Genomic DNA, 24,320 nt, shown 5'->3' on the forward strand with positions numbered 1-24,320 from the left:
ACATGCGTAAAATAGTAGTAGTCGATTACCCGAAAGACTGGGAGACGAAAATTGATGATGTGGAAGTGGTGGACGCCCAGGCTTACCTGACTGATGCTACTTATACCGATATAAGAAACGCCCGTATTTTTAACCTTTGCCGCAGCTACAAGTACCAGAGCGCCGGCTATTACGTGTCGCTGCTGGCCGAGGCGCGCGGGCATAAGCCCATCCCCAGCGTAACCACCATGCAGGACCTGAAAAGCCCGACTATAGTTCGTGCCATTACAGTAGAGATCAACGACCTTATCCAGAAAAGCCTGGCCAGTCTGCGCTCTAAGAGCTTTACCCTGAGCATTTATTTCGGGCAGAATGTGGCAGCCAAATACGACAAACTATGCAAGCAGCTGCACGACCTGTTTCAGGCGCCTTTGTTAAAAGCACAGTTCGTTTTTAAAGATGAATGGGTGCTGCAAAGTATCAGCCCGATACCGGTAAACGAAATTCCGGACCACCACCTGCGCTATGTGGTAAAATTTGCCAAAGCTTATTTTGCCCGCCACCGTTTTTCGGGTGCCCGCATTACCCGCAAAACATACGACCTGGCCATACTGGTAGATCCGAACGAGAAGGAGCCGCCATCAGATAAAAAAGCTATTCAGCATTTTGTGGAGGCGGCAGAGGCACAGGGCTTTTATGTGGAGCTGATCACCAAGGATGATTACCGCCGCCTGGCCGAATTTGATGCCCTTTTTATCCGGGAGACCACCTCTGTCAATCATCACACGTATAAGTTTGCCCGTAAAGCCTACGCCGACGGACTGGTGGTGATCGATGACCCGGTGTCGATACTGCGCTGCACCAACAAAGTGTATCTGGCCGAGCTGCTGACCAAAGCGAAAGTGCCGATACCAAAGTCAATGATCATCCACAAAGATAACCGCGACCTAGTGGAAGAGGAGCTTGGCTTGCCTTGTGTGCTGAAGAAGCCGGATAGTTCCTTCTCACAGGGTGTGGTGAAAGCCAAGGACCGGAGCAGTCTGCAAAAAGAGCTGGATAAAATGCTGGCAGATTCGGAACTGATCATAGGGCAGGAGTTTACGCCCACAGATTTTGACTGGCGTATCGGGATTCTGGATAAACAGCCCCTGTATGCCTGCCGCTATTACATGGCCAAAGGCCACTGGCAGATCTATAACTGGAATGGCAAAAAGCACCAGCAAACCGAAGGCGATTCCGATACGGTGCCCTTTGAGGAAGTGCCTTTCCAGGTACTGCATACGGCCATGAAAGCGGCTAACCTGATCGGCGATGGCCTGTACGGCGTAGACCTGAAAGAAATTGACGGAAAAGCGTACGTAATTGAAGTAAACGATAACCCAAATATAGATGCAGGTTGCGAAGACCTGATCCTAAAAAAAGAACTATATGCTGCTATCATCAAATCCATCAAACGACGTATTGACAACCATAAAAACATCCGAACCGATGGATAGTCAACCCAAACGCACCCTGCACCTCTTCGAAGGCTTCGGCGTGGAGCTGGAATACATGATCGTGAGCAGAAAAGACCTGCGCGTGCTGCCTATTACAGATAAGCTGATTTACGACGAAGTAGGGAAATACATTTCGGACGTGGAGTTTGGCGATATTGCCTGGAGCAACGAACTGGTGCTGCACGTGGTGGAGCTGAAAACACAGGGGCCGGTAAAATCGCTGGAAGGCTTGTGCAGCAAGTTTCAGAAGCATGTGCAGAAGATAAACCAGATGCTGGAAAAGTACGATGCCATGCTGCTGCCAACCGGTGCCCACCCGACCATGAACCCCGATACCGACACACAACTATGGCCGCACGAGCACAACGCCGTGTACGAAGCTTATAACCGCATTTTCGACTGCAAAGGGCATGGCTGGGCAAACCTGCAGAGCACGCACATTAACCTGCCATTTGCCAACGACGAGGAGTTTGCAAAGCTGCATGCGGCCATCCGGATGCTGCTTCCGGTACTCCCGGCACTCAGCGCCTCGTCGCCGGTACTGGATGGAAAAGTTACCGGCCTGTTTGATACACGACTGGAAGTTTACCGCAAGAACCAAAGCAAGATACCGAGCATTACAGGCAAAGTGATCCCGGAGCCAGTGTTCAGTAAGCAGGCCTACGAAGAGCAGATCCTGCAGAAAATGTACACCGATGTGGCGCCTTATGACCCTGAAGGAACGTTGCAGGAAGAGTTTCTGAATTCGCGCGGTGCTATTGCCCGTTTCGAGCGCAACACGATTGAGATCCGTTTGCTGGACATTCAGGAAAGCCCGGTAGCTGACCTGGCCATTGCACAGGCTACGGTATCTGTACTGCAGGCACTTATAGCGGAGCGCTGGGTAAAACTGGAGCAGCAGATGGCATTTGTTGAAGACCGCCTCGCTAAGATCTTACTTAGTGTGATCGAGCACGGGCAGCAGGCCATTATCACCGACCTGGAGTATCTGCGCTGCTTTGGCTTTGACTGTACCGATAATTGCACTGCCGGCGAACTATGGCGCCACCTCGCTGCCGAAACTATAGCATTGGAAGAACAGCCCGACGTGCAGCATGCCCTGAATGTGATCCTGTCGAGAGGGAACCTGGCCAAACGTATCTTAGAAGCGCTGCCACAAAACCCTGACGCTGCATCTATCGAAAAGGTGTACAGGCAACTCGCCGTTTGTTTACAAAAAGGAGGAGTGTACTTACCCGAAAAACCATGTTGAAACTATTACTTACCTGCGAACATGCTGGTAACCAGATTCCGGAAGCCTATAGTGCTCATTTCTCAGGGAAGGAGGAGTGGCTTGCCTCACATGAAGGATACGACATCGGGGCGCTGGAACTGTTCCGTAAGCTGGAGCCGCTCGCAGATAAAACATTCTATTCAGAAACTTCGCGGCTGCTGGTCGAGCTGAACAGGTCGTTGCACCACGCCAGGCTGTTTTCCGATGTTACCCGGGAGCTTCCGGACGAAAATAAATCTGTTATCCTGAAGGAGCATTATTTTACGTACCGCGACGATGTAGAGCAACTGGTGCATGATTTTGTATCTGCTGGCCGACAGGTACTGCATGTGGCTGTGCACACCTTTACACCTGAGCTGAATGGCGAGATACGGGAAGCGGATATCGGGCTGTTATATGACCCAAAGCGCAAACTGGAGCAGGCCTTCTGCCGCCGCTGGAAACAGGAATTCCAGATCAATGATAACAGTCTGCTGGTACGCTTTAACTACCCGTACCTGGGCATTTCCGACGGATTTCCGACCTACCTGCGCCGCAAGTTTACAGATGATCAGTATGTAGGCATTGAGCTTGAAGTGAACCAGAAGTTTCCGCTGGGCGATGCAGCCGCCTGGCAAAAAGTACAGCAGGCTGTTTACCGTTCCCTGGAAGCAACACTGCAACACTTCCGCCCCGAACTCTCCGACGAAGAAGAACTATAGCGGAGTTTCTGCGCTCAACTATAGTTCTATAGTTTTCCATGTAGCCATTGCTGCTATAGTTGTAACGGTAATGCTATAGTTAGTGGGTAGGCGGTGGTACGTTAAAAGTAGTGCTATACATCAGAAATTTACACGCAGACTATAGTTGTAGCGCCGTATTAGTAAAACAAATTAAACTCATATATAGTATGACACTACATGCAGCTATTATACTGTTAAAGTACCCTCAGTAACCTTAAACATCAATTACCTAAATCCAAATCAACTATGAAATTTAAAAATTTACTCCAATTAGTTTTTGTACTGATCGCCGGACAATTACTATTTGCATGTAGCTCAGCGAAGTACTATGAGTTTGCCGCACACAAACAGGCTCCTTATCAGATACAGAAAAAACAAACTCCGGCTGCAGAAGCAAAAGAGACACAGGACCTGACTGTAGTAGCGATGGTGGAAGCCGAAGAAACGAAGTCAACTGAAACTGCCCCGGCACCGCAGCCTGTTTTGGAAGCATCGGTAGCAGCTAAGCCAGCCGCGGGTCCGGTAAAAATTACGCCTGTAGCCCCGGCAACCGAAAAAGTTGTAACCGAAGCAGAAGCGGTAGAGCTGGTTAAAGAGCGCATGGCCAACATGACCAAAGCAGAGAAGAAAGAGCTTAAAAAAGAACTGAAAGAAGCGATCAGACAGGGTGGTTCCAGAACCTCAATCGTCGAGATTATTCTGGCTGTACTGCTGCCGCCACTGGCTGTATTCCTGCACGATGGCATTGGCACGTCTTTCTGGATCAGCATTATCCTGACACTGCTTTTCTGGTTACCAGGTGTGATCTATGCCTTACTGGTAGTTACAGATACAATCTGATACAGTACACAAACTATAGTAAAAGGAAAGCACTCGCCATGGGTGCTTTTTTTGTTATCTTGTATAGGGAGTAGCCTCATGCTATAGTTTATAGTTACACCCGTTAAACAGACTATAACCGACAGCTGTGGCTCTCGTTTTAATAAAAGGCTTTTGCACGAAACACCCTTTTCTATTTGTAAGACTATGGACTACAAGGACTACTATAAAATACTGGGAGTTACCAAAACAGCATCTCAGGCCGAGATAAAGAAGGCGTACCGGTCTCTTGCCAAAAAATATCACCCGGATAAAAATAAAGGCGACAAGGCGGCCGAAGATAAGTTTAAGGATATCAGCGAAGCTTACGAAGTGCTGGGCGACGAAGAAAAGCGCAAACAGTACGACCAGTTAGGGGCTAACTGGCGGCAGTACCAGAATGCTGGTGCGGGCGGCCCGGGAGGCCGGCGATACGAGTACTATGGCGGTGGCCAGCCGGGTGGTGGTTTCAGGGGTTTTGAAGCCGATGAAGATATGTTTGGGGGAGGTGGCTTCTCCGATTTTTTTCAGCAGTTTTTCGGGGGTGGCGGTTTTGGTCAGCAACAGAGTGGTGGCAGACGTAGCAGTCAGGCTCACAAAGCCCAGGACTATGAAGCCGAAATGGAAATTACGCTGCAGGAAGCCTACCATGGCACATCGCGGTTACTGAACCTGCACAACCAGCAGCTGCGCATTACTACCAAAGCGGGTGTGGCCGACGGGCAGGTACTGCGTATTAAAGGGAAAGGCGCGCCTGCAGTTGGTGGCGGTACACCCGGCGACTTGTACATTAAAGTTTCGGTTAAGCCTGATCCGAATTTTGAGCGCAAAGGCAACGACCTGTATACCAACCTGCCACTGGACATGTATACCGCCATCCTTGGGGGGGAAGCGCATGTGCAGACACTGACCGGACAGCTGAAGCTGAAAATCCCAGCCGGAACCCAGCCCGATAAAACCCTGCGCCTGCGCGGCAAAGGAATGCCCGTGTATGGTAAAACCGACCAGCACGGCGACCTTTACGTAAAGATTAGCATAACGCTGCCAACGCACCTGACAAGTGAAGAAAAGGAGTTGCTGCAGAAACTACGGGACCTGCAGCAAACCAGAACGGCAGCACATTAATCATGTAATACCATTAGCCAATGCCACTTATGTTAGCGACATTAGACCAGTTACAGGAACATGACCGGATAAGCAGTTTTCTGGACAGCCTGGCAGAACGTAATCTCACATATTACGCCTCCGACCTCTTAAGCCGCCATGCCTGCCAGAACCTTTCGGAATTGGATCAGGCTGTAAAACGTACTACCGAGGTTTGTACCTGCATGCGCCTGCCACTGCGCGAAAACATCAAGGCTGTCTATCGTTCGCGGGGCGGGCAGGTAATCAGGGACTGGCGCCTTTCTCCGATGGCTTACATGTTACTGCTGATCAATGCTGATACAAGTAATGAGGTTGTTGCCCAGTTACAGGCAGAGCTTATTAAACGGGCGCTTCACCAGGAATAGCAGTTGTGTCTAAACCAGCAGGCAGCTCAATCTGATGCGCTGATAGTGCCTGTTGCCAGTTGAATTGCAGGCAAAGCCGGGCCATGGTAGGTGAGAGTGGGGCTCTTAGTTGTACTTCCTGCTTTGTAAAGGGGTGCATGAAAGTTAACTCAGCCGCGTGGAGCAACATGTGTGGGCTACCCAGTTCATCCAGGAACATTTTGTTATGCCGCCAGTCGCCGTGTTTTTTATCGCCGATGATGTAATGCCTGCAATGAGCAAAGTGCTTTCTGATCTGATGCATACGGCCGGTCTCAGGCCTTACCTGTACCAAACTATAGCGGGCCGTGGCATACCGGCCGACTGGTATCGGTAATTCTATAGTTGCCAGCCGTGTATAATGTGTAATAGCATCCAGGGGCAGCTTGTGCAGGTGGTCCTTGTCAGGGCGAATAGGGGAGTCGATTGTTTCAGATTCAGGGGTATAGCCGCGCACAATGGCATAGTATACTTTACCGGTTTCCCGTTCTTCAAACTGCTGTACCAAAGGCCTTGCCGCCTCCGGCGACTTGGCAAATAGCAGCACACCAGACGTACCACGGTCCAGCCGGTGCAGCGGATAAACCTTTTGGCCTAATTGGTCGCGGAGTAGCTGCAGGGCAAATTCCTTTTTCTCCTCGGCAATGCGTGTACGGTGCACCAACAACCCGTGCGGCTTATTTATTGCCACGTAATCTGCATCCTCAAATAGTATTTCTAACACCATATCTCCCTCCTGAAGTTGCAAAAGTAGTTCAATCTGAATTATGAATTATGAATTATGAATACAGACTCCTAAATAACTATATACAATCAGCAATTAGCAATCAATAATCAACCACCAACATTTACTACCTTTGCAGGTAAACAGAACAAATGGCATTAGCATTTAACAACCTGCGTAAAGGCAGCAAATACAGGCTTCAGAATCACGGCGAAACTTTCGAATTTGTGGTGATGGAAATACAGGAAGGGGACAGGTTTATACTAAAAGACCTGCACACACTGGAACTATACCAGCTGCAGGACCTGCTGCGTTACGGGAAAGGCAAAGATTACGACCTTTCCGAACTATAGTTTCTCAGGACCTGGTTACTTTTCCTTTCAGGTCCCAGTGGCTTTTCTGTATCTGTAGGCTTCCGGGCTGGCGAACTATAGTGCGAACATATCTTTCACCGGTTATGGCGCCATCGGGGCGACGTTGCCCGATAAAGAGCGTTACCGGCTCTCCATGCTCATTGGTATAAAAGGTCAGGTCTTTACCCAGCAGCCGCAGCTCCATGCTGGTGTCCGGTTCAAATATTTTCTGCAGATACTGCTCTATTTTCTTGTTCAGGGCCATGGGTATACTATACGGTAATCTCTCATAATCTACATTTAACAGTCTGGTTTTTCTGAGTTTTGCGGGAGAATATAGCCTGCATAGTTACCCCTTTTGAGCTGCACCAGGGCTTCGTGAACGTAGCCTAAGCTGTTGCGTATAGCCATACATAAATGTACTGTTATGCAACAAGAGAACAATCATTACTTTGTATATATTTTCGGTGGAGAGCCGGGCAACAATAACCTGCAGATTGGCACCGCCGATAACCTGCAAAAACACCTGCAGCACACCCGCCAGCAGGCCAGCCACCTGCCCGATAAACTGGTGTATTACGAGCATTATGATTACGAGGCCATGGCGCTCGCCCGCGAAAAGCACATAAAAGAAAGCACTCCCAACGATACCAGGCGCCTGATAGAATCGATGAACCCGAACTGGCTGGACCTGAGCGACCTCCTGTAACTATAGCTACCGACTACTGATTATAAGATCGGAAACACCTGTTTTTTAGGGGCAGTTGGCAGGTTTTTTGTACCTTTGTAGTTCATACAATTTCTGCCCTTACTCCGGATGCTACCAGTTAAAAACCGCCTTAGCGACAACATCAACATACAGATTTTTGTGGTGCTGGTGGGCGTGTTGCTGCTGGTCGCTAAATTTGTTGCCTATTTTATTACCAATTCCAACGCCATCTTAACAGATGCCCTGGAGTCTATTATAAACGTAGTAGCCGGTGGTTTCTCTTTGTACAGCCTGGTATTGTCGGCGCGCCCGCGCGATGAGAACCATCCGTATGGACACGGTAAAATAGAGTTTATAGCAGCCACACTGGAGGGCTCACTTATATTGGTGGCCGGTGGCGCTATCATTTTCAAATCTATCTACAATATTTTTCAGCCGCATGCCCTCACGCAACTGGATGTGGGTATTGCCCTTGTTGCGATAAGTGGTGCCATAAATTTTGCCGTAGGATATTTTACCGAAAAACGTGGCGAAAAGATCAATTCGCTGGTGCTGATAGCAGGAGGGAAGCACCTGAAAACGGATGCCTATTCTACAGTTGGTATCCTGGTCGGGCTAATCCTTATCTATTTTACCGGGCTTATCTGGCTGGATAGTGTAGTTGCCATCCTGTTCGGTATCTTTATCGGGTATACCGGTTACCGGATATTACGTTCGTCGGTAGCGGGCATTATGGACGAGGCGGACTATGAACTGCTGCAGCGTATTGTAAAAGTACTCAACGAGAACCGTCGTGTTAACTGGATCGACGTGCACAACCTGCGTGTCATAAAATATGGCTCAACACTGCACATCGATTGTCACCTGACATTGCCCTGGTACCTGAACGTGCTGGAAGCGCACGATGAAGTGGAAGCTGTAGGGGCGCTCATCCGTGAAAAAATTGATCCTGCGATAGAACTATTCATCCATACCGATCCCTGTATTGAACCTTCCTGCCTCATCTGCAGCAAATCTGACTGCGAGGTGCGCCTGCACGCTTTTAAAGAGAGAGTAGAGTGGGATTTTGAAAAAGTAATTTCCGACCGCAAACACAGTCTTTAGACTTTAAAATTTCAGGAGTGCGAGGTGAAAACTATAGTTTTATAGTTGCCTCATTCTGCTATAGTTTCTATAGTACTCATTAAACAGGGATTTCTAAAACATCCGGTAAGTTTCGCCTGTTCCATAGTAGAACCGTAAAATAATAACAGCGCTACAATTCTAATACTCCTGAACTCCTAAACTTTTAAACTGTCAAGGTCATGTCTGTTTACCATTATATACTTTTACCGCTGGTATTTTTGCTAAGTAGCTGCTCGCAACCCGATAAGCCTACGGAAGGAGAGGCGCCGGAACAAAACAGAACTATAGCTCCGCCTGATACAGCCGGATTGGCTAAAGCTACGTTTGCCGGAGGTTGTTTCTGGTGTACCGAGGCATATTTTGAACGGCTGAAAGGAGTGGAGGCAGTTATTTCGGGATATGTGGGAGGGAAGGAGCAGAAACCAACTTACGAAAAGGTAAGCAGTGGCCTGACCGGGCATGCCGAGGGAGTGCAGGTGTATTACCATCCGGACCAAATAACTTACCCGGAACTGGTAGAGGTGTTTTTTACTACGCATAACCCGACAACGCTCAACCGCCAGGATCCGGATGTTGGGAAGCAGTATCGCTCAGCTGTCTTTTACCGCACACCATCCGAAAAAGAGACTATCAATTCCTATATCAGTAAACTAAATGCTTCGGGCAAATACAAAAATAAAGTAGTGACACAGGTACAGCCGTTCCGGAAATTCTGGCCCGCAGAAGCCTACCACCAGGATTATTATGCCCGTAATCCTGACGATCTGTATGTGATACAGGTAGCCCGGCCAAAAGTGCATAAATTTGAGAAAGCCTTTGCAGCTAAGTTAAAACCGCAATACAGGAAATAGTCCGTTCTCATCAAAAACAGTGTTTTATCCGTAATATGAACTTTAGAACATACAAACATAAACAGATAAAACTATGGACTTCATTATTAACCTGTTAGTAACAGCAGCCGTGATCCTGATCATGTCGTATGCCATGTCGAGCGTGCATGTCAAAAGTTTCTGGACGGCACTATGGGTGGCATTCCTGACTGCTATTTTCACGGCGACAATTGGCTGGCTGTTGGGCGGCCTGCTGAACCTGGTAACATTTTTCCTGCTGGAAGCTATTGTAGGCCTTATAGTTACGGCGCTGATGTTGAAACTGGTAGACGCGCTGGTAGGGAATTTTAAGCTTGACGGATTTTTACCAGCCTTGATTATTGCAATTGCTGTAGCCATTGCGCTGGCTATAGTTGGTTGGCTGCGTGGCGACGACAGAGAAGAATACGCGCTTGAAAAGCCAGTTACTAAAATAGAGCTGGTGCAACAAACCGCGTAAGCAAAGCATTTTAAACTATAGCAAAAGCGCCTGTATTATTTTATACAGGCGCTTTTTTGTATATGAAGTCTAAAAATCAAAGAAATCGCTCAGGAACGATTCTTTTTTCTTGTGTGGATGCTTTTTTTCGCGGCCATATTTGTCGTAGCCATAGCGTTTATAGTCGGCGTCGTAATTTTCGCGTTTGGAATAGTGTTCGCCGGAGCGTTCCATGATCTTTTCAAGTTCGCCACGGTCCAGCCAGATGCCGCGGCAGCTTGGGCAATAATCGATTTCTACGCCGTTTTTTTCGCTCATAAGCAGCGTTTCGTTGCAGTTAGGGCATTTCATTAGTTTGGGAGTTGATGTGTATTAAATATAATCACAAACTATGAAATAGATGCGCAGTATAAGACGTAAGCATTACAGCACACGACAAACAGTAGTTACAGTTACTTCAGACAAACTATAGTTACGATACGATGGAGATTGACAATGTATCTATTTAACATAAAGTATATTATCAGTGACACTTATTTAACTCGTATAAATCAGTCTTATAATTTATATTATGTTAAGTAATGTTTATACGAACCTCAGTAACTATAGCAATCTATACTCACCTGCTCAGTACAACTATAGTATTTGTTGCTTGCAAACTATAGCTGTTAAACTATAGCCATAAAAAAGGAAGCCGTTCAGCTTCCTTTTTCAACTATAGGTATTGTACCTTATTTCAGTTTCTTGTCCATACGCTCTGCATCAGCAGTACGCTTCAGTCTTGTATAAACTGACATCAGGTTTTTGATCGTAGACTGGTCATCAGGCTGCAGTTCGTGTGCTTTCTCAAAATATGGCAGCGATGCTTCGAAGTGTTTCTTAGCCTGTGCTTCCAGCGCTTTACCTTTCTTCTGGTAAGTAGCGTAGTCCATTTTGGCTGCTTTGTTGTTTATGTCTGTGCCTTTGTTGTACTCCAGTACAGCCAGGTTGTAGTAAGCATCAAAGTTGTTCGGATCTACTTCAATTGCTTTCTGGTAGCTCTTGTAAGCAGCATCCAGGTTGCCCTTTTTCTCCTGCAGGTTACCTAATACCGCGTAAAGGCTGGCATTTTTCGGATCAGCTGCAATTGCCTTCTCCAGTTTTGCCATGGCTTCATCAGCACGGTTATTTTTCAGGTAGTAACGCAGTTCTTCCTGCATCAGGTACACACTGCTTGGGTAAGCTTTCAGACCTTCCGTTAAAGCAGCCATCACCTGATCGTCAGATGCTTGTGACTCCTGCAGTAACTGTACTTTGGTTTTGTAAGCATCCTCGTCAGCTTTGCCGGTCGCGATCATTTTGTCATAAAAATTGATGGCTTTGGCGTAATCTTTCTGGTTGATGGCAGCATACGCACCATATTTCAGAGCCGTAGTATCACCTGGCTTAATTTTCAGGGCAAGCTCGTAGTTCTTGATGGCTTTATCCCACTCCTGTGCGTTGTGAGACTCTACTGCCTGGTTAAACACTTGTCCAAAAAGCATATCCAGACGATCTGGAACCTGCTTGCCATACTGGCCATCTTTGCCATCCAGCGCTACTGTTTTGTCATAAGATTCCAGTACAATTTCCGGTGCATTTTCAGGAGACATTTTGCCATAAACCGGGTGGCCGATCATGTCCTGGTAAATGGTACCACGGGTGAACCAGGTCTTTGCTTTGTCCTTGGTTTTATCGTGCGCTATGGCCTTGTCGATCTCAGTCTTTGCTTTATCCAGTGTACCATTTTTCTGGTTCAGGATGGCACTGTTTACAGCCGAATTCTGAGCGCTCGCTACTGAGATGGTAGCAGCAGCCAGGGCAGTTAAAAGTACTTTTTTCATGCTCGTTTATGAAAGGTTTGTTGTTAAAACTTACTAAAATTAAATGGTGTGTTACGCTTCATCTGTTGTTTCCGGATCGATCATCGTGTCTGGCTGTAACGCTTCTTCAGGGCTTAGCTCCGATTGCTGCATTACCACCTCCTCTATTTCTTCTTCGTTCTCCATCTCCACTTTCGCAACAGACGAGATCTGGTCCCCTTCGTTCAGCTTTATCAGCCTCACTCCTTGTGTGGCACGGCCAATTACTCTGATATCTGCTACATGCAGGCGTATCGTGATGCCGGAACGGTTAATGATCATCAGGTCATCCGTATCGATAACACCTTTAATGGCTACCAGTTTACCGGTTTTCTCCGTCACGTTCAGGGTCTTCACACCTTTACCGCCACGGTTTGTAATACGGTATTCCTCCAGCAGCGAGCGTTTGCCAAAACCGTTTTCCGATACAACCAGTAGCTCGGTCTCCGGGTTCTCTACACAAACCATACCAACTACTTTGTCCTCTGGTCCGGCAAGAGTTACTGCGCGTACACCGGCGGCATTACGGCCCATCGGGCGCACCTGCGTTTCGTTAAAGCGGATAGCTCTCCCCGACTCCAGCGCTATGATGATCTCGCTGTTTCCGGTTGTCAGCTGCACATCCAGCAGTCTGTCGCCTTCGTTTATAGTTATCGCGTTTATACCGTTTGTTCTTGGGCGCGAGTAAGCTTCCAGCACCGTCTTTTTGATCGTACCCTGCTCTGTGATAAATACCAGGTTGTGGTTCAGTACGTAATCCTGGTTTTTAAGGTCATGTACGTTCATTACGGCACGCACCTTATCTTCACGCTCGATCTGGATCAGGTTCTGGATGGCACGGCCTTTGGCAGTTTTGCTGCCTTCTGGTATTTCATACACTTTCAGCCAGAACACACGGCCAAACTCTGTAAAGAACAGCATGTGGTTGTGTGTGCTTGCCACGAACAGGTGCTCGGTAAAGTCACTTTCCTTAGAAGCAGCCACTCCTCTTGATCCGATACCACCGCGGCTCTGGCTACGGTATTCGCTCAGGGAAGTACGTTTAATGTATCCTTCATGCGAGATCGTGATCACCATGTTCTCTTCCGGGATCATATCCTCGTAAGAAATATCGCCGGTGCTGGCTTCAATGCTGGTACGGCGCACGTCTCCGTAACGCTCCTTTATCTCGGCAAGCTCGTCTTTGATGATCTGCATACGCAGGCCTTCGTCAGCCAATACGGATGTCAGGTAATCGATCAGTTTCATGATCTCCTGGTATTCTGCCTGAATCTTATCACGCTCCAGACCGGTAAGGCGCTGCAGACGCATGTCCAGTATAGCGCGTGCCTGTATCTCGGACAGCGCAAAACGCTCCATCAAACCGTTACGGGCAATTTCCGGATCACGGGATGAACGGATCAGGTTGATCACTTCATCCAGGTTATCCAGGGCAATCAGTAAGCCTTCCAGGATATGGGCACGCTTGCGGGCTTCATCCAGTTCGTACTGTGTTCTGCGAACCACCACTTCGTGACGATGCTCCACAAAGTACACGATAAGGTCTTTCAGGTTCAGCGTCATCGGGCGGCCTTTTACCAGGGCCACGTTGTTCACGCCAAACGATGATTGCAGCGCCGTATACTTGTACAGGTTATTCAGTACCACGTTCGGGATGGCGTCGCGCTTCAGATCGTACACAATGCGCAGACCATCACGGTCAGATTCATCTCTCAGGTCAGAGATTCCTTCAATTTTCTTTTCGTTTATCAGCGCCGCTGTTTTCTCTATGAGCGATGCCTTGTTTACCATGTAAGGAATCTCGGTAACAATGATCTGCTCTTTACCCGAAGGAGTTGTCTCGAACACCGCACGGCCACGCATCAGCACACGGCCACGGCCGGTCTCAAACGCAGATTTTACGCCATCGTAACCATAAATGATACCACCTGTCGGGAAGTCCGGGGCAGTGATGTACTGCATCAGCTCTGCTACCGTAATGTCGCGGTTATCGATGTAGGCGATGATACCATTGATCACCTCGGTAAGGTTATGCGGCGCCATGTTGGTAGCCATACCTACCGCAATACCCGATGCCCCGTTTACCAGCAGGTTCGGGAACTTGGCAGGCATTACGCTTGGCTCTTTCAGCGAGTCGTCGAAGTTCGGTACAAAATCAACGGTGTTCTTGTCCAGGTCGTTCAGCAGCTCGTCGGCAATACGCTTCAGGCGTGCTTCGGTATAACGCATGGCCGCCGGCGAGTCGCCGTCTATCGAGCCGTAGTTCCCCTGGCCATCTACCAGTGGGTAGCGCAACGACCATTCCTGGGCCATACGCACCATGGTGTCGTAAACAGAGGAGTCACCGTGCGGGTGGTACTTACCAAGCACCTCTCCTACAATTCTGGCAGATTTTTTATATGGTTTATTGTACGATACCCCCAGTTCTGACATACCATAAAGCACACGGCGGTGCACAGGCTTTAATCCGTCACGAACATCGGGTAAGGCTCTCGAAATGATAACAGACATTGAGTAGTCGATATACGCACCGCGCATTTCGTCTTCAATGTTTATTGGTATTATTCTTTCGCCTTCAGTCATGTTTCAGAGTATAAAATATTGGTTTCAGTTTAATTGTAATAGTCAGGCAATTTAGCAAAAATAGCGTTGAGGCTATATAAGCTAACTCTTATTTTTACTCCTGTCCTTCTCGTTCTTCTTATCCTTGTCCTTTTTAGGTTTTATTTTCTCGCCGTATTTCATGTTCTGTTTTTTCCAGATCGGAACACCACGGTACTCCCCTTCGCCATGCGGGTGCACCATGCGCACGTTGCACTGCATGATCGGGCAGGCAGGACGACAGGAATAAAAAGTCAGGGTAAAAAGGGTGAGAAATAAGAGAAGTAAGATTCGGTTCAATGCCATGTTGTTGGGTTTTAGAGAACAACGGACATACGCCGGTTCATCATATCCTTAACATACAAATTTACACTTTTTTGCTCAGAATAACCAGTATTTTACCTGTTAATTTACCTCGCTCAAACTATAGTTTTTGCCACTATTGCGGGTGAAAACCATTGATTGTAAAACCACCGTCCACGGCTATAGTCTGGCCTGTGATATACGCGGCTGCCGGCATACACAGAAAGGCTATAGTTGACGCCACATCGGCAGGCTCTCCTATCTTCCGGGCCGGCGTCCGGCTGATCACATTTTGGTAAAATTCCTCGTTCTGCAACACGGTTTCGGCAAGGGGTGTGCGTATGTACCAGGGAGCCACAGCATTCACCCGGATGCCGGCTGGAGCCCACTCTGCGGCAAGGTTACGGGTAAGTTGTGTAAGGGCGGCTTTTGTCATGCCATAGATGCTACCTGTGCGCACATGGGTTAAGCCGGCTACTGACGTTACATGCACTATATTTCCCTGTTCAGACTTGGCTAAAAGCGGGTACAGCAACCGGTTCAGCTCAAAAGCCGAGCGCAGGTTGGTGTTCATGATAAAATCATACTCTTCGGAACTATAGTCTGCCGTTGGTTTGCGGATGTTGGTGCCTACGTTATTGACAAGGATGTCCAGGGCATTCCAGTGCTCTGTTACCCAGCTGCTGAGTTGCTCGCGTCCGGCCGCAGTGCTCAGGTCGGCTGCAAGCGTATGCAGTTTTTCGCTGGCTATAGTTTGTGTAAGCTGCACCAGGGCTCCGGTGTTACGGGCAACGGCCACAACTTCGGCACCCAGGCTTAAAAGCTCTTTAACGGTTGCTTCGCCAATGCCTTTCGAGCCGCCGGTAACTATAGCTTTACGGCCTTCCAGGGTCCATCTGTTCGTATTCATGTCTTTCATTAACTTAATTTCCTTTTATGCGCTGCCAGTAATCCTGCAGGTATTCTTTATCTACTTTTGGCCGGTTGTTCACTTCTTTAAAACTTAAACTGCCATCCGGGTTGCGCCGAACGTGGTACACAAAAACATAGGCCCCGCCTTCTTCGCGCCAGTCGTCGAATTTACCGAAGCGCAGGTCGTTTATCAGGATGCCTTTTGCTGCCGGCTGTACTGTGTAATAGCCTTTTGTAATTTCCAGCAGACGCGCCAGCCTTTCGTTTCCTAAATAGGGCTGCAGCAAATGTTTGTTCTGTAGCTCAAAACTATAGTTTACTTTCTTGTCAGAGTCCAGCAGGGAGTAAAATCCGTTGTAAAAGCCATTCTCCGCTTTGGCCGTTACTGACCAGAAAATGGTGTTCATGGGAGTTGGCTTGCTGATGTAGGAACTACAGCTGATTTGCTGCTGCCCGAAGTTGTGCTCAAAAACACGATTAGCCTGTGCCTTGGCATAAAAAGAAAAGAGCAGGTAAGCAGAACTGATAGCCAGGCCTGCGTAATTCCAGTAGCGCCTTATAGGATTCCGGCGGTTGTAGAACAGCACTGCTACAGTACAGATCAGGAAAGGCACAGTGTACAGCGGATCAACGACAAAAATGTTGTAGAAGGCCACGCCATAGTTGCTGAATGGCCAGAAAAGCTGCGTGCCCCAGGTCGTGCAACTATCCAGCAAAGCATGGGTGGTAAAGCCCAGGAAGAACAGCAGTGTCCACTCCTTCCAGGTAGCCTGTTCCTTTGGGTATAGTTTTGTCAGCAGCCAGCCCAGCAACGGTGATACAACTATAGCAAAAAGGAACGAATGCGTGACAGACCGGTGAAAGCTGAGCTCCCCGACCATATCCAGTAGCGGGCTTGCCAGTACATCCAAGTCGGGAATGGTGCCTGCAATAGCGCCCCAGAGCAATGCTTTGTTCCCCAACTTCTTCCCGGCCACCGCTTCTCCTACCGAGGCACCTAAAACGATCTGCGTAAGTGAATCCATTCAAACTATAGTTTATTAACCAGCTGCAACCCGTAAAGGTATAACGAAAAACAATAAAGCCCTACCCCGGTCCTTTTAGGCAGGTATTCGGGATAATCGGTTAGAAACATGGGTAGGTGGTTGCTGCCTCTAAGACATCTTCACCTGTGGAGCCATAGAAACTATAGATATCAGAATAAAAGAGAAGTACCGGGAATTTAAAGGTTAGGAAGATCTCTCCACTGTTTCGGCGCTTATAAAAAACAAGGCTGGACCAGATAAATCCGGACCAGCCTGTATTTGGTTAAGACGTGAAATACGCTAAGCCTGTGTATTCTTGGCACCGATGATTGGCATGCGCTTGAACTCTTTAGTTCTGTCGAAGAGGTAACGGAACGTAGCATGTGTTTTATAAATACGTCCACCGATCTGCTCTACCAGGTGCATCATTTTAGGGTTGAAATCACCGATCCAGTTCATCTGCAAATCAACATAAGGCATGCTTGGGTTGCTTTGCACCACTTTGCCGGCTTCCACGATCATGGCAGCTTCTACGCCTTTGCTCTGGTGTTCCGGAGTAATTCCGAACACAATGCCATACATGGTAGTGCAGGCCCCGCGCCACTTATGGAAAAGGAATTTCAGCTTGCCTACCAAATCCATTTTACCGTTCACATACTTAAAGAGCATGTTCAGTTCCGGGATGGCGATAAAGAAACCCACCGGATCAGCGCCATAATAGGTAAACCACATCAGGCGCTCATCAATTACGGGCTTCAGGGTACGCATAATGGTAGCTGCCTGTGCTTCTGTCATGGGTTTAACACCTTCGTGCTTTGCCCAGCCTTTGTTATATACCGTCCGGAAATCTTCTGTATACTTTGCCAGGTCTTTGAGATTCAGGTGCTCGAACCTATAGTTGGGATCAGCCAGAATACGCTGGGCTTTTTCGAAGTATTTCTGCGGCAGCGGGTCATCTACCATGCGGTAGTAGGTGTACTGCTTAAAGTATAGTCCAAAGCCATAGTTCTCGAACAGGCGCTGGTAATACGGATAATTGTAATGCATGCCATAGTTAGGCGGATAAAAACCATCTATCAGCAAACCCCACCACTTGTCGCGGTCACCGAAGTTTATCGGACCATCCATGGCTTCCATGCCTCGCTCCTGCAGCCAGTTCTTGCAGGCATCAAACAACATATTGGCTGCTTGCTGGTCGTCAATGCAGTCAAAAAAGCCCATGCCGCCGGTTGGCTGGTCTCCTCCCCTGGAAGTTTTAGCATTAATGAAAGCAGCTACCCGACCGATCAGTTTTCCTTTATCATCTTTCAGTACCCACCGGATGGCTTCTCCGTCCCGCAGGAGCCTGTTTCTTTTAGGGTCAAAAACGCCAAGTACATCTTTATCTAAGGGTCGGATGTAATTTTTGTCTTTCTTATATAGATCGATCTGCACCTGCAGAAATGCATTTTCGAGCGCAGGAGTGTTTACTTCGATGAGTTGCATAGTGTGTTAAACCTTATCAGAAGCAAAATAAAGGATTATACCTGATAAATCATACCCTATAGTTAGGTCAGGTGCAGAAACAAAAAAGCCTTCAGGTGCAGTACCTAAAGGCTTTCGGAGTGAGCCCCCAGTCGGAATCGAACCAACGACCTACTGATTACAAGTCAGTTGCTCTACCAGCTGAGCTATGGAGGCTTGTACTTATGTTTGAATTAAAAAGCACATGCAGTACAAACATGTGCTTTTTTGAATGAGCCCCCAGTCGGAATCGAACCAACGACCTACTGATTACAAGTCAGTTGCTCTACCAGCTGAGCTATGGAGGCTTACTCTGGTGTGCCTTAGTGTTCTAAAGCGTTGCAAAGGTATGCCCTATTTTCAAATCTGCAAATACCGGTTGCAACTTTTTTTATACTTATACCTTAATGTTTTGAATGTCAGGTATAAAATTTTACCCCCTGAAGGCCTGTAACTGGCGATTCAGCTGCTCTATGCGGTGCTGGGCATCGGCAATTCTTCCCTCGTACTCTTCGCGCAGTTTGTCGGCGTTCTTGGATCGGGCAAAAAACTCGATGTTGGTGCGCAGGGTCTGGATGTCGTTCTGCAGCTGCGTAATCTCGCGGCGAACCGTCTGCTCTTTGTGATGCAGTTTCTGGGCGGCATCCGGGCTGCTTTTCAGGCGCTCTACCTGTAATTTCACGATCCGTTCGTTGCGCTCTTCTGGGCTCATGCCGGGTACACGCTCTATGTAGCTTTCCATCAAAGAAATGAACTTCTCCTCTACTTTCGGGCTGCTGCGCTGGTTCTGCTGATCAAGGGCACGCCACTCCGTGATATACTGTTCAAACTCCTCCAAAGACGCTGTAGCGGTTGGTTGTGCCAGGGTTTCAGAGATGCGGCTGGTCAGCTCCATTTTCTCAGAAGAAAGTTTCTCCTGCTCCGCGCTGCGCTGTTGTTCCTGTGCCTGTTTGCGGTCGAAGAACTCGTTGCAGGCACTTCTAAAGCGCTGCCAGATCTTATCGGAATACTTATCCGGTACACGACCTATCGTTTTCCATTTTTTCTGGAGCTGTATCAGTTTTTCTTTGGTCGTGTTCCAGTCGTTGCTGTCTTTCAGGGCCTCTGCCTGTTCGCACAGTTCGGTTTTCAGCTTCAGGTTCTGCAGTTTCTGCTCATCCAGGCCTTTAAAGAACTGGTTTTTATGCTGGAAGAAAGCCTTATAGTTGCCCCAGAAATTCTTGTTGATCTCTTCCGCAAACTCTTTCGGTACCAGGCCGGCGGCATCCCACTCTTCTTTCAGTTTCTGGATCTCATCGGTCTTATCGCGCCACTCGTTAATGCGGTCGGTGTTAAAGTTGTTGTAGGCTTGCAGGCGCTCCAGCAGGGCACGTTTCTTTTCCAGGTTCTGCATCTCAATACCGCGTCGCTCTTCCTGGTAGGTTTTGCGGCGGGTATGTACTTTTTCAGATGCCTGTATAAAGCGTTCCCAGATCGGGTCGCGCTGGTCGTTAGGAACCGGTCCGATGTTCTTCCATTCTTCGTGCAGGTGGCGCAGCTCTTCCAGTGCCTTGTTTATCGACTGCTCTTTTTCCAGCGCTTCGGCACGGTCTATCAGTTGCAGTTTGGCATCGAGATTGCGTTTGCGGTCCAGCTCTTTCAGCTCGAAAAAGATGCTGCGGTTGTTATAGAAAATATCAAGCAGGGCATGATACGAATCCCATAGTTGCTGGGCCTCCCCAGCTGGAACCGGTCCGATGCTTTTCCATTCCTGCTGTAGTTTTTTCAGTTCCTCGGAACTGCTTTTGGTTTCTGCCGATTCAACCAGCTCGCGCAGGCGGCCTAACAGTTCCTGTTTGCGCTCCAGGTTGCGGTGGCGCTGTTCTTCGGTTTGCTGGCGTTCCTGATGGCGGGCATCGCGGTAGGCGGTCAGCAGTTTTTCAAGTTCCTGGTGCTCCTGCGAACTATGGTACTCAAAGTCTTCATCGGTGCCACCTTCCAGTTTAAAGCGCTCCAGCGCTTCGGCTTTCTCTGCCTGAAAATGCTGGTCGTAATGCCGCTGCAGTTCGTTGATGGTACGGTGTTTTTTACGGGCATCTCCCCGCTTCAGGGTAGCAGTAAGCAGGTTGCGCAGCTCTTCCGTGGAGAGCTGGCTATAGTCTGTATGGTCTTCCTCCTCCAGTTCCTCTTCTTCATGGTGATCTGCAGCAGCGGCTACAGGTTGTACTTCTGTCGTTTCAGGAATCTGGCTGGTTGTTTCTTCCGGCTGGGCAGGTGTTTCGCCTTCGGGTGCATCCGATGTATGGATAATGGCTTCTGCCATCGCCTCGGTATGGGCTTCGGCTATAGTTGTTTCTTCGGTTGTTTTGAGGTCAGGCGCAATTTCGGGCTGCTGCTCTTTCGGCACTTCCGTTTCGGCAGTGGGCTCCGGCTGTTTTTCGGCATTTAGCTCTGCCAGTCGCTCTTCCAGTATGCGCTGTTGTTCTGATTGCAGCTGTTGGTTTTGTTCAGCTGCTGCATTTTCATTCTCAGGATTTTTGTCCTCAGCTCCGGTAGTGTCCAGATCCTTATTTTCTGTAGTCATGTGAAGGATAGTTTTACATCGTACTAACTTTAGTTCAGGCGAGGGTCTACCGGGTAATTGGATAGCACCTTATACTTGCCCCCCATCTGGCGCAGGATGCTTCGCCAGAGAGTATCAGCCTCTAAATTAAACAATTTATTCACAGCATTGTTATTTACGATCCAAACATTTTTATCAATTTCTTCCTGTAGTTGCCCCGGCGTCCAGCCCGAGTAGCCCAGAAAGAAGCGGATATCCGAAGAGGTAACCAGACCAGTACCGATCATGGTGCGCAGCATTTCAAAATCACCTCCCCAGTATAGTTCCTCGCCTAATTTTACGGCCTGAGGTAGGTTAGGCAAGCGGTGTATATAATGCAGGGTATTGTATTGCACCGGGCCACCAATACCCAGCGTTACGTCAAACCCATCGTTGTAAATATCCACTACATCCGAGAGCTTCATGTTCGATAAGCGGTTGAGCACCAGTCCAAAAGTTCCTTCGGCTTCGTTATGGTTACACAGCAGTATAACCGAGCGCTCAAAATTAGGATCTCCTAAGAACGGTTCTGATATAAGGATGCTGCCACTCTGGGGCTTTTCTACCTTCTCTTCCTCCATCGTTTATAGTTTGTTAGGGCTTTGCTGTTCTGTTGTTCTATACCGGATACTGATTTAAGGATGTTTTGTTATTACTTACGCAAACTATAGCCGGGGCTTATGCCTGCTAAAAGCTGTACGTTACCACACAGGGCAGGTATTCGTAAGAAAGTATAAAATAGCAGATATTTTTCTAATTTTGGCCAAAATCCTGATTTCCTATGTCACTACTGCCCCATATTGCTGCTATCCGTAAAAATTACGCCCTGCAGTCGCTCTCCGAATCTTCTGTAGCGCCGGAGCCAGTTGCACAGTTCAATGCCTGGATGGAAGAAGCCCTGGCCAGTGAAGTGGACGAACCAACGGCTATGGTGCTCTCTACGGTGAACGGTTCGGGCAGGCCGTCGGCACGGGTGGTACTGTTAAAGGCGGTTACTGCCGAAGGATTTGTTTTTTTTACGAACTATGAAAGCCGCAAAGGCCACGACCTGCAGGAAAATCCTTTTGCAGCGCTTACCTTTTTCTGGCCGGAGCTGGAGCGTCAGGTGCGTGTAGAAGGAACAGTACAGAAAGTAGATGCTGCAATTTCAGATGAATATTTCCATAGCCGGCCGGTTGGCAGCCAGATAGGTGCCTGGGCCTCGCCGCAGAGCAGGCCGATCAGCAGCCGCGAGGAACTAGAAAAAGCCGATAACGCTTATACCGAACAATTCGCTGACCTGGAAGTTATACCTCGGCCGGCGCATTGGGGCGGCTTTATAGTTGCTCCTGAAACGATAGAGTTCTGGCAGGGCCGGCCAAACCGCCTGCACGACCGCATTGTTTACGAAAAACAAGGCGCAACCTGGCACCTGAAACGTTTGGCTCCCTGATGCGTTAGGGGCTTACAGCAACAAAACATTACGCGACTCCAACCATTACCATGGCAGAAATATTACCCTTAAAAGCCTGGCGCTATAGCCATTTACTTGACCAGAACATCGAACAACTGACTTCCCCCCTGTTTGATGTGGTGTCGGCAAAGCAGCGAGAGGCTTTGTATCAGAATCCCTACAACAGCATTCACTTATCGGTGCCGCGCGGCGCACAGCCTGCCGACGAAGCAGCTTACCTGCTGGAACAATGGAAACAGAAAGGCGTGCTGCAGCAGGATCCGCTGCCTGGCATCTATGTGTATTACCAGTATTTTAAATTAGCCGGAAACGACCGCGAATATTGCCGCAAAGGGTTTATCTGCCATATAAAAGCCTACGACTGGAGCGAACGCGTTTTGCTTCGCCACGAGAACACCATTCCGAGTGCGGTAAACGACCGCATTGATCTGCTTGCTAAAACGGAACTCAACAGCAGCGCGACGCATGGTCTGTACACCGACCCGGATTTTTCGCTGGAGCAGTACATGGATGAAAGCATAAAGTCGCCCATCTATGAAACCGAAGATTACCAGGGGGTGCGCGATGTACTGGCTGTGATTCAGGACCATGAAGTGATCCAGAAATTTGTGGATGTGCTGCGCGAGAAACAAGTGCTGCTGGCAGATGGCCACCACCGCTACGAAGGCTCCCTGGAGTACCGCAAACACATGATGGCCCAAAACCCGTCGCATACTGGTTTTGAAGCGTACAACTACCATTTAATGTACTTGACCAATACCGAATCGGATGATTTGCGCATTTTACCTACCCATCGTGTGCTGCAACAGATCGATCTATCGGATGAGGAGTTTCTGCAGCGCCTGAGCGAGTATTTTATCATCACCCCGAAAGAAGACCCGGTAGAACTGAACGAAGTTATAGTTGGGAAACAATGGGCCTTTGGTCTGTACTTGTCTGGTAACGCTTACAAACTGCGTCTGAAACCGGAGATGCACCACCTCATAGATTGGCAAGTACCACAGGAAGTGAAAGACCTTGACCTGACTGTGATGCATTATTTCATCTTCCAGCGCGTGTTAGGAATAGACCCCGAAGTGCAACGTAACTATAGCAGCCTGAGCTATGAACGTAATTTCACGACGTGCATCCGCCAAGTAGATACCGGAGCCTCACGTCTTGCGCTTATCACCAACGAAGTGTCGATGGAACAGGTAAAAAGAGTTTGCTATAGTGGTGCCATTATGCCGCAAAAATCAACGTTCTTTTACCCGAAAGTAATCTGCGGATTTTTATTTAGCTCGATCAAAGAAGATGAATTTATCTCGGCCCCTGCTGCTTGCCTCTAATTCGCCGCGCCGTAAAGAACTGCTGACCGGACTGGGCTTAGCCTTTGAGGTGAAAGTAAAAGAAGTGCACGAAGATTTTCCGGCAGAACTGAAACGTGAAGAGATAGCTAAATATTTGGCCGGTCACAAAGCTGACCAGTATTTAGAAGACCTCGAGGACCAGATCCTGCTTACAGCCGATACAATTGTTTGCCTGGGCGACCAGGTGCTAAACAAACCCGCTGATTACCAGCAAGCCTACGACATGCTGCGTTCCCTCTCCGGAACCCACCACGAGGTTATTACAGGCGTTTGCATCCTTACAAGCGAAAGCAAGACCGTTTTTCATGATATCACCAAGGTGTATTTTAAAGCGCTGAGCCACGAGGAGATAGATTATTACATTACCAACTATAAACCTTACGACAAGGCCGGCGCTTACGGCATTCAGGAATGGATTGGTAAAATAGGCATTGAGTGCATTGAGGGTTCTTACTTTAACGTGGTAGGCCTGCCCGTTCAGAAACTATACCAGCAGCTGTCGGAGTTAGGTTTTTTGAAGATTAACTGTTAATTCCTTACTGCTTTTTTTCTTTGCTGGTACTGCTGTAAAAATTGAATTACCTACCTTTGCGCCTTGTTTGTAGTTTTTAGTATCTGAACTATAGACCTGTTACAT

25 protein-coding genes and 2 tRNA genes are annotated in these 24,320 nt (G+C 48.3%); 14 read left to right on the forward strand and 13 right to left on the reverse strand.

Annotated elements, in window-relative coordinates:
• The first annotated feature begins 2 nt into the window (after positions 1-2).
• From H7F15_RS04070 to H7F15_RS04095, 6 genes are all read left to right on the forward strand, one after another.
• On the forward strand, positions 3-1,475 hold the full coding sequence (locus H7F15_RS04070) for a RimK family protein (RefSeq protein WP_185195680.1): 1,473 nt from the start codon (positions 3-5) through the stop codon (positions 1,473-1,475).
• On the forward strand, positions 1,468-2,727 hold the full coding sequence (locus H7F15_RS04075) for a glutamate-cysteine ligase family protein (RefSeq protein ID WP_185195681.1): 1,260 nt from the start codon (positions 1,468-1,470) through the stop codon (positions 2,725-2,727). Before H7F15_RS04070 ends, H7F15_RS04075 begins: the two co-directional genes overlap by 8 nt.
• Positions 2,721-3,449 (forward strand): N-formylglutamate amidohydrolase, encoded by a 729-nt coding sequence (locus H7F15_RS04080; RefSeq protein ID WP_185195682.1) that lies wholly within the window; start codon positions 2,721-2,723, stop codon positions 3,447-3,449. Before H7F15_RS04075 ends, H7F15_RS04080 begins: the two co-directional genes overlap by 7 nt.
• Positions 3,450-3,716: 267 nt before the next feature.
• Complete coding sequence (locus tag H7F15_RS19440; RefSeq protein ID WP_255481075.1) at positions 3,717-4,310, forward strand: YqaE/Pmp3 family membrane protein; 594 nt, start codon at positions 3,717-3,719, stop codon at positions 4,308-4,310.
• Between the two features lie 186 nt (positions 4,311-4,496).
• The gene (locus H7F15_RS04090; RefSeq protein WP_185195683.1) at positions 4,497-5,453 is read left to right on the forward strand and encodes a DnaJ C-terminal domain-containing protein; all 957 of its coding nucleotides are present in this window, start codon (positions 4,497-4,499) and stop codon (positions 5,451-5,453) included.
• 29 nt (positions 5,454-5,482) lie between these two features.
• Positions 5,483-5,839 (forward strand): hypothetical protein, encoded by a 357-nt coding sequence (locus tag H7F15_RS04095; RefSeq protein WP_185195684.1) that lies wholly within the window; start codon positions 5,483-5,485, stop codon positions 5,837-5,839.
• Here H7F15_RS04095 and H7F15_RS04100 read toward each other — a convergent pair.
• A complete protein-coding gene (locus H7F15_RS04100; RefSeq protein WP_185195685.1) occupies positions 5,814-6,584 on the reverse strand; it encodes a pseudouridine synthase in 771 nt (256 codons plus the stop codon). The two genes, H7F15_RS04095 and H7F15_RS04100, sit on opposite strands and share 26 nt — an antisense overlap.
• Before the next feature lie 149 nt (positions 6,585-6,733).
• Here H7F15_RS04100 and H7F15_RS04105 point away from each other — a divergent pair, with 149 nt between their 5' ends.
• Positions 6,734-6,934 carry a hypothetical protein gene (locus H7F15_RS04105; RefSeq protein WP_185195686.1) on the forward strand — a complete coding sequence of 67 codons (201 nt, stop codon included), beginning with the start codon at positions 6,734-6,736 and terminating at the stop codon, positions 6,932-6,934.
• A gap of 4 nt (positions 6,935-6,938) precedes the next feature.
• On the opposite strand, the gene H7F15_RS04110 is transcribed toward H7F15_RS04105, so the two are convergent.
• Positions 6,939-7,199, reverse strand: a complete 261-nt coding sequence (locus H7F15_RS04110; RefSeq protein ID WP_185195687.1) for a hypothetical protein — start codon at positions 7,197-7,199, stop codon at positions 6,939-6,941.
• Between the two features lie 162 nt (positions 7,200-7,361).
• Here H7F15_RS04110 and H7F15_RS04115 point away from each other — a divergent pair, with 162 nt between their 5' ends.
• The 4 genes from H7F15_RS04115 to H7F15_RS04130 all read left to right on the forward strand — a co-directional run bounded on the left by H7F15_RS04115 (position 7,362) and on the right by H7F15_RS04130 (position 10,097).
• Positions 7,362-7,643: an excinuclease ABC subunit C gene (locus H7F15_RS04115; protein ID WP_185195688.1), complete on the forward strand. Its 282-nt coding sequence runs from the start codon at positions 7,362-7,364 to the stop codon at positions 7,641-7,643.
• A 108-nt stretch (positions 7,644-7,751) separates the two neighbouring features.
• Entirely contained in the window at positions 7,752-8,747 is a 996-nt protein-coding gene (locus H7F15_RS04120; protein WP_185195689.1) for a cation diffusion facilitator family transporter, read from the forward strand.
• 200 nt (positions 8,748-8,947) lie between these two features.
• The gene (msrA, locus tag H7F15_RS04125; RefSeq protein ID WP_185195690.1) at positions 8,948-9,619 is read left to right on the forward strand and encodes a peptide-methionine (S)-S-oxide reductase MsrA; all 672 of its coding nucleotides are present in this window, start codon (positions 8,948-8,950) and stop codon (positions 9,617-9,619) included.
• Positions 9,620-9,692: 73 nt separating this feature from the next.
• A complete protein-coding gene (locus tag H7F15_RS04130) occupies positions 9,693-10,097 on the forward strand; it encodes a phage holin family protein (protein ID WP_185195691.1) in 405 nt (134 codons plus the stop codon).
• A 69-nt stretch (positions 10,098-10,166) separates the two neighbouring features.
• On the opposite strand, the gene H7F15_RS04135 is transcribed toward H7F15_RS04130, so the two are convergent.
• From H7F15_RS04135 to H7F15_RS04185, 11 genes are all read right to left on the reverse strand, one after another.
• Entirely contained in the window at positions 10,167-10,427 is a 261-nt protein-coding gene (locus tag H7F15_RS04135) for a zf-TFIIB domain-containing protein (protein WP_185195692.1), read from the reverse strand.
• 380 nt (positions 10,428-10,807) lie between these two features.
• Positions 10,808-11,938, reverse strand: a complete 1,131-nt coding sequence (locus tag H7F15_RS04140) for a lipopolysaccharide assembly protein LapB (protein ID WP_185195693.1) — start codon at positions 11,936-11,938, stop codon at positions 10,808-10,810.
• A gap of 51 nt (positions 11,939-11,989) precedes the next feature.
• Positions 11,990-14,539: a DNA gyrase subunit A gene (gyrA, locus tag H7F15_RS04145; RefSeq protein WP_185195694.1), complete on the reverse strand. Its 2,550-nt coding sequence runs from the start codon at positions 14,537-14,539 to the stop codon at positions 11,990-11,992.
• 81 nt (positions 14,540-14,620) lie between these two features.
• Entirely contained in the window at positions 14,621-14,863 is a 243-nt protein-coding gene (locus H7F15_RS04150; protein WP_185195695.1) for a hypothetical protein, read from the reverse strand.
• 133 nt (positions 14,864-14,996) lie between these two features.
• The gene (locus tag H7F15_RS04155; protein ID WP_185195696.1) at positions 14,997-15,770 is read right to left on the reverse strand and encodes an SDR family oxidoreductase; all 774 of its coding nucleotides are present in this window, start codon (positions 15,768-15,770) and stop codon (positions 14,997-14,999) included.
• A gap of 13 nt (positions 15,771-15,783) precedes the next feature.
• Positions 15,784-16,797 carry a metal-dependent hydrolase gene (locus tag H7F15_RS04160; protein WP_185195697.1) on the reverse strand — a complete coding sequence of 338 codons (1,014 nt, stop codon included), beginning with the start codon at positions 16,795-16,797 and terminating at the stop codon, positions 15,784-15,786.
• Positions 16,798-17,097: 300 nt separating this feature from the next.
• A complete protein-coding gene (locus tag H7F15_RS04165; protein WP_185195698.1) occupies positions 17,098-18,282 on the reverse strand; it encodes a hypothetical protein in 1,185 nt (394 codons plus the stop codon).
• A gap of 122 nt (positions 18,283-18,404) precedes the next feature.
• Positions 18,405-18,477, reverse strand: a tRNA-Thr gene (locus H7F15_RS04170).
• A gap of 58 nt (positions 18,478-18,535) precedes the next feature.
• Positions 18,536-18,608 (reverse strand) — tRNA-Thr (locus H7F15_RS04175).
• A 125-nt stretch (positions 18,609-18,733) separates the two neighbouring features.
• On the reverse strand, positions 18,734-20,863 hold the full coding sequence (locus tag H7F15_RS04180; protein WP_185195699.1) for a DUF349 domain-containing protein: 2,130 nt from the start codon (positions 20,861-20,863) through the stop codon (positions 18,734-18,736).
• 29 nt (positions 20,864-20,892) lie between these two features.
• Positions 20,893-21,462: a YqgE/AlgH family protein gene (locus tag H7F15_RS04185; RefSeq protein WP_185195700.1), complete on the reverse strand. Its 570-nt coding sequence runs from the start codon at positions 21,460-21,462 to the stop codon at positions 20,893-20,895.
• A 200-nt stretch (positions 21,463-21,662) separates the two neighbouring features.
• Between H7F15_RS04185 and pdxH the strand changes: the two genes are divergently transcribed.
• The 3 genes from pdxH to H7F15_RS04200 are packed head-to-tail and all read left to right on the forward strand — an operon-like array spanning position 21,663 to position 24,215.
• A complete protein-coding gene (gene pdxH, locus H7F15_RS04190; protein WP_185195701.1) occupies positions 21,663-22,313 on the forward strand; it encodes a pyridoxamine 5'-phosphate oxidase in 651 nt (216 codons plus the stop codon).
• 50 nt (positions 22,314-22,363) lie between these two features.
• The gene (locus tag H7F15_RS04195) at positions 22,364-23,662 is read left to right on the forward strand and encodes a DUF1015 domain-containing protein (RefSeq protein WP_185195702.1); all 1,299 of its coding nucleotides are present in this window, start codon (positions 22,364-22,366) and stop codon (positions 23,660-23,662) included.
• Complete coding sequence (locus H7F15_RS04200) at positions 23,628-24,215, forward strand: Maf family nucleotide pyrophosphatase (protein WP_185195703.1); 588 nt, start codon at positions 23,628-23,630, stop codon at positions 24,213-24,215. Before H7F15_RS04195 ends, H7F15_RS04200 begins: the two co-directional genes overlap by 35 nt.
• The last annotated feature ends 105 nt before the right edge of the window (positions 24,216-24,320 follow it).

Source organism: Pontibacter sp. Tf4 (assembly GCF_014212495.1).
Taxonomy (GTDB): domain Bacteria; phylum Bacteroidota; class Bacteroidia; order Cytophagales; family Hymenobacteraceae; genus Pontibacter.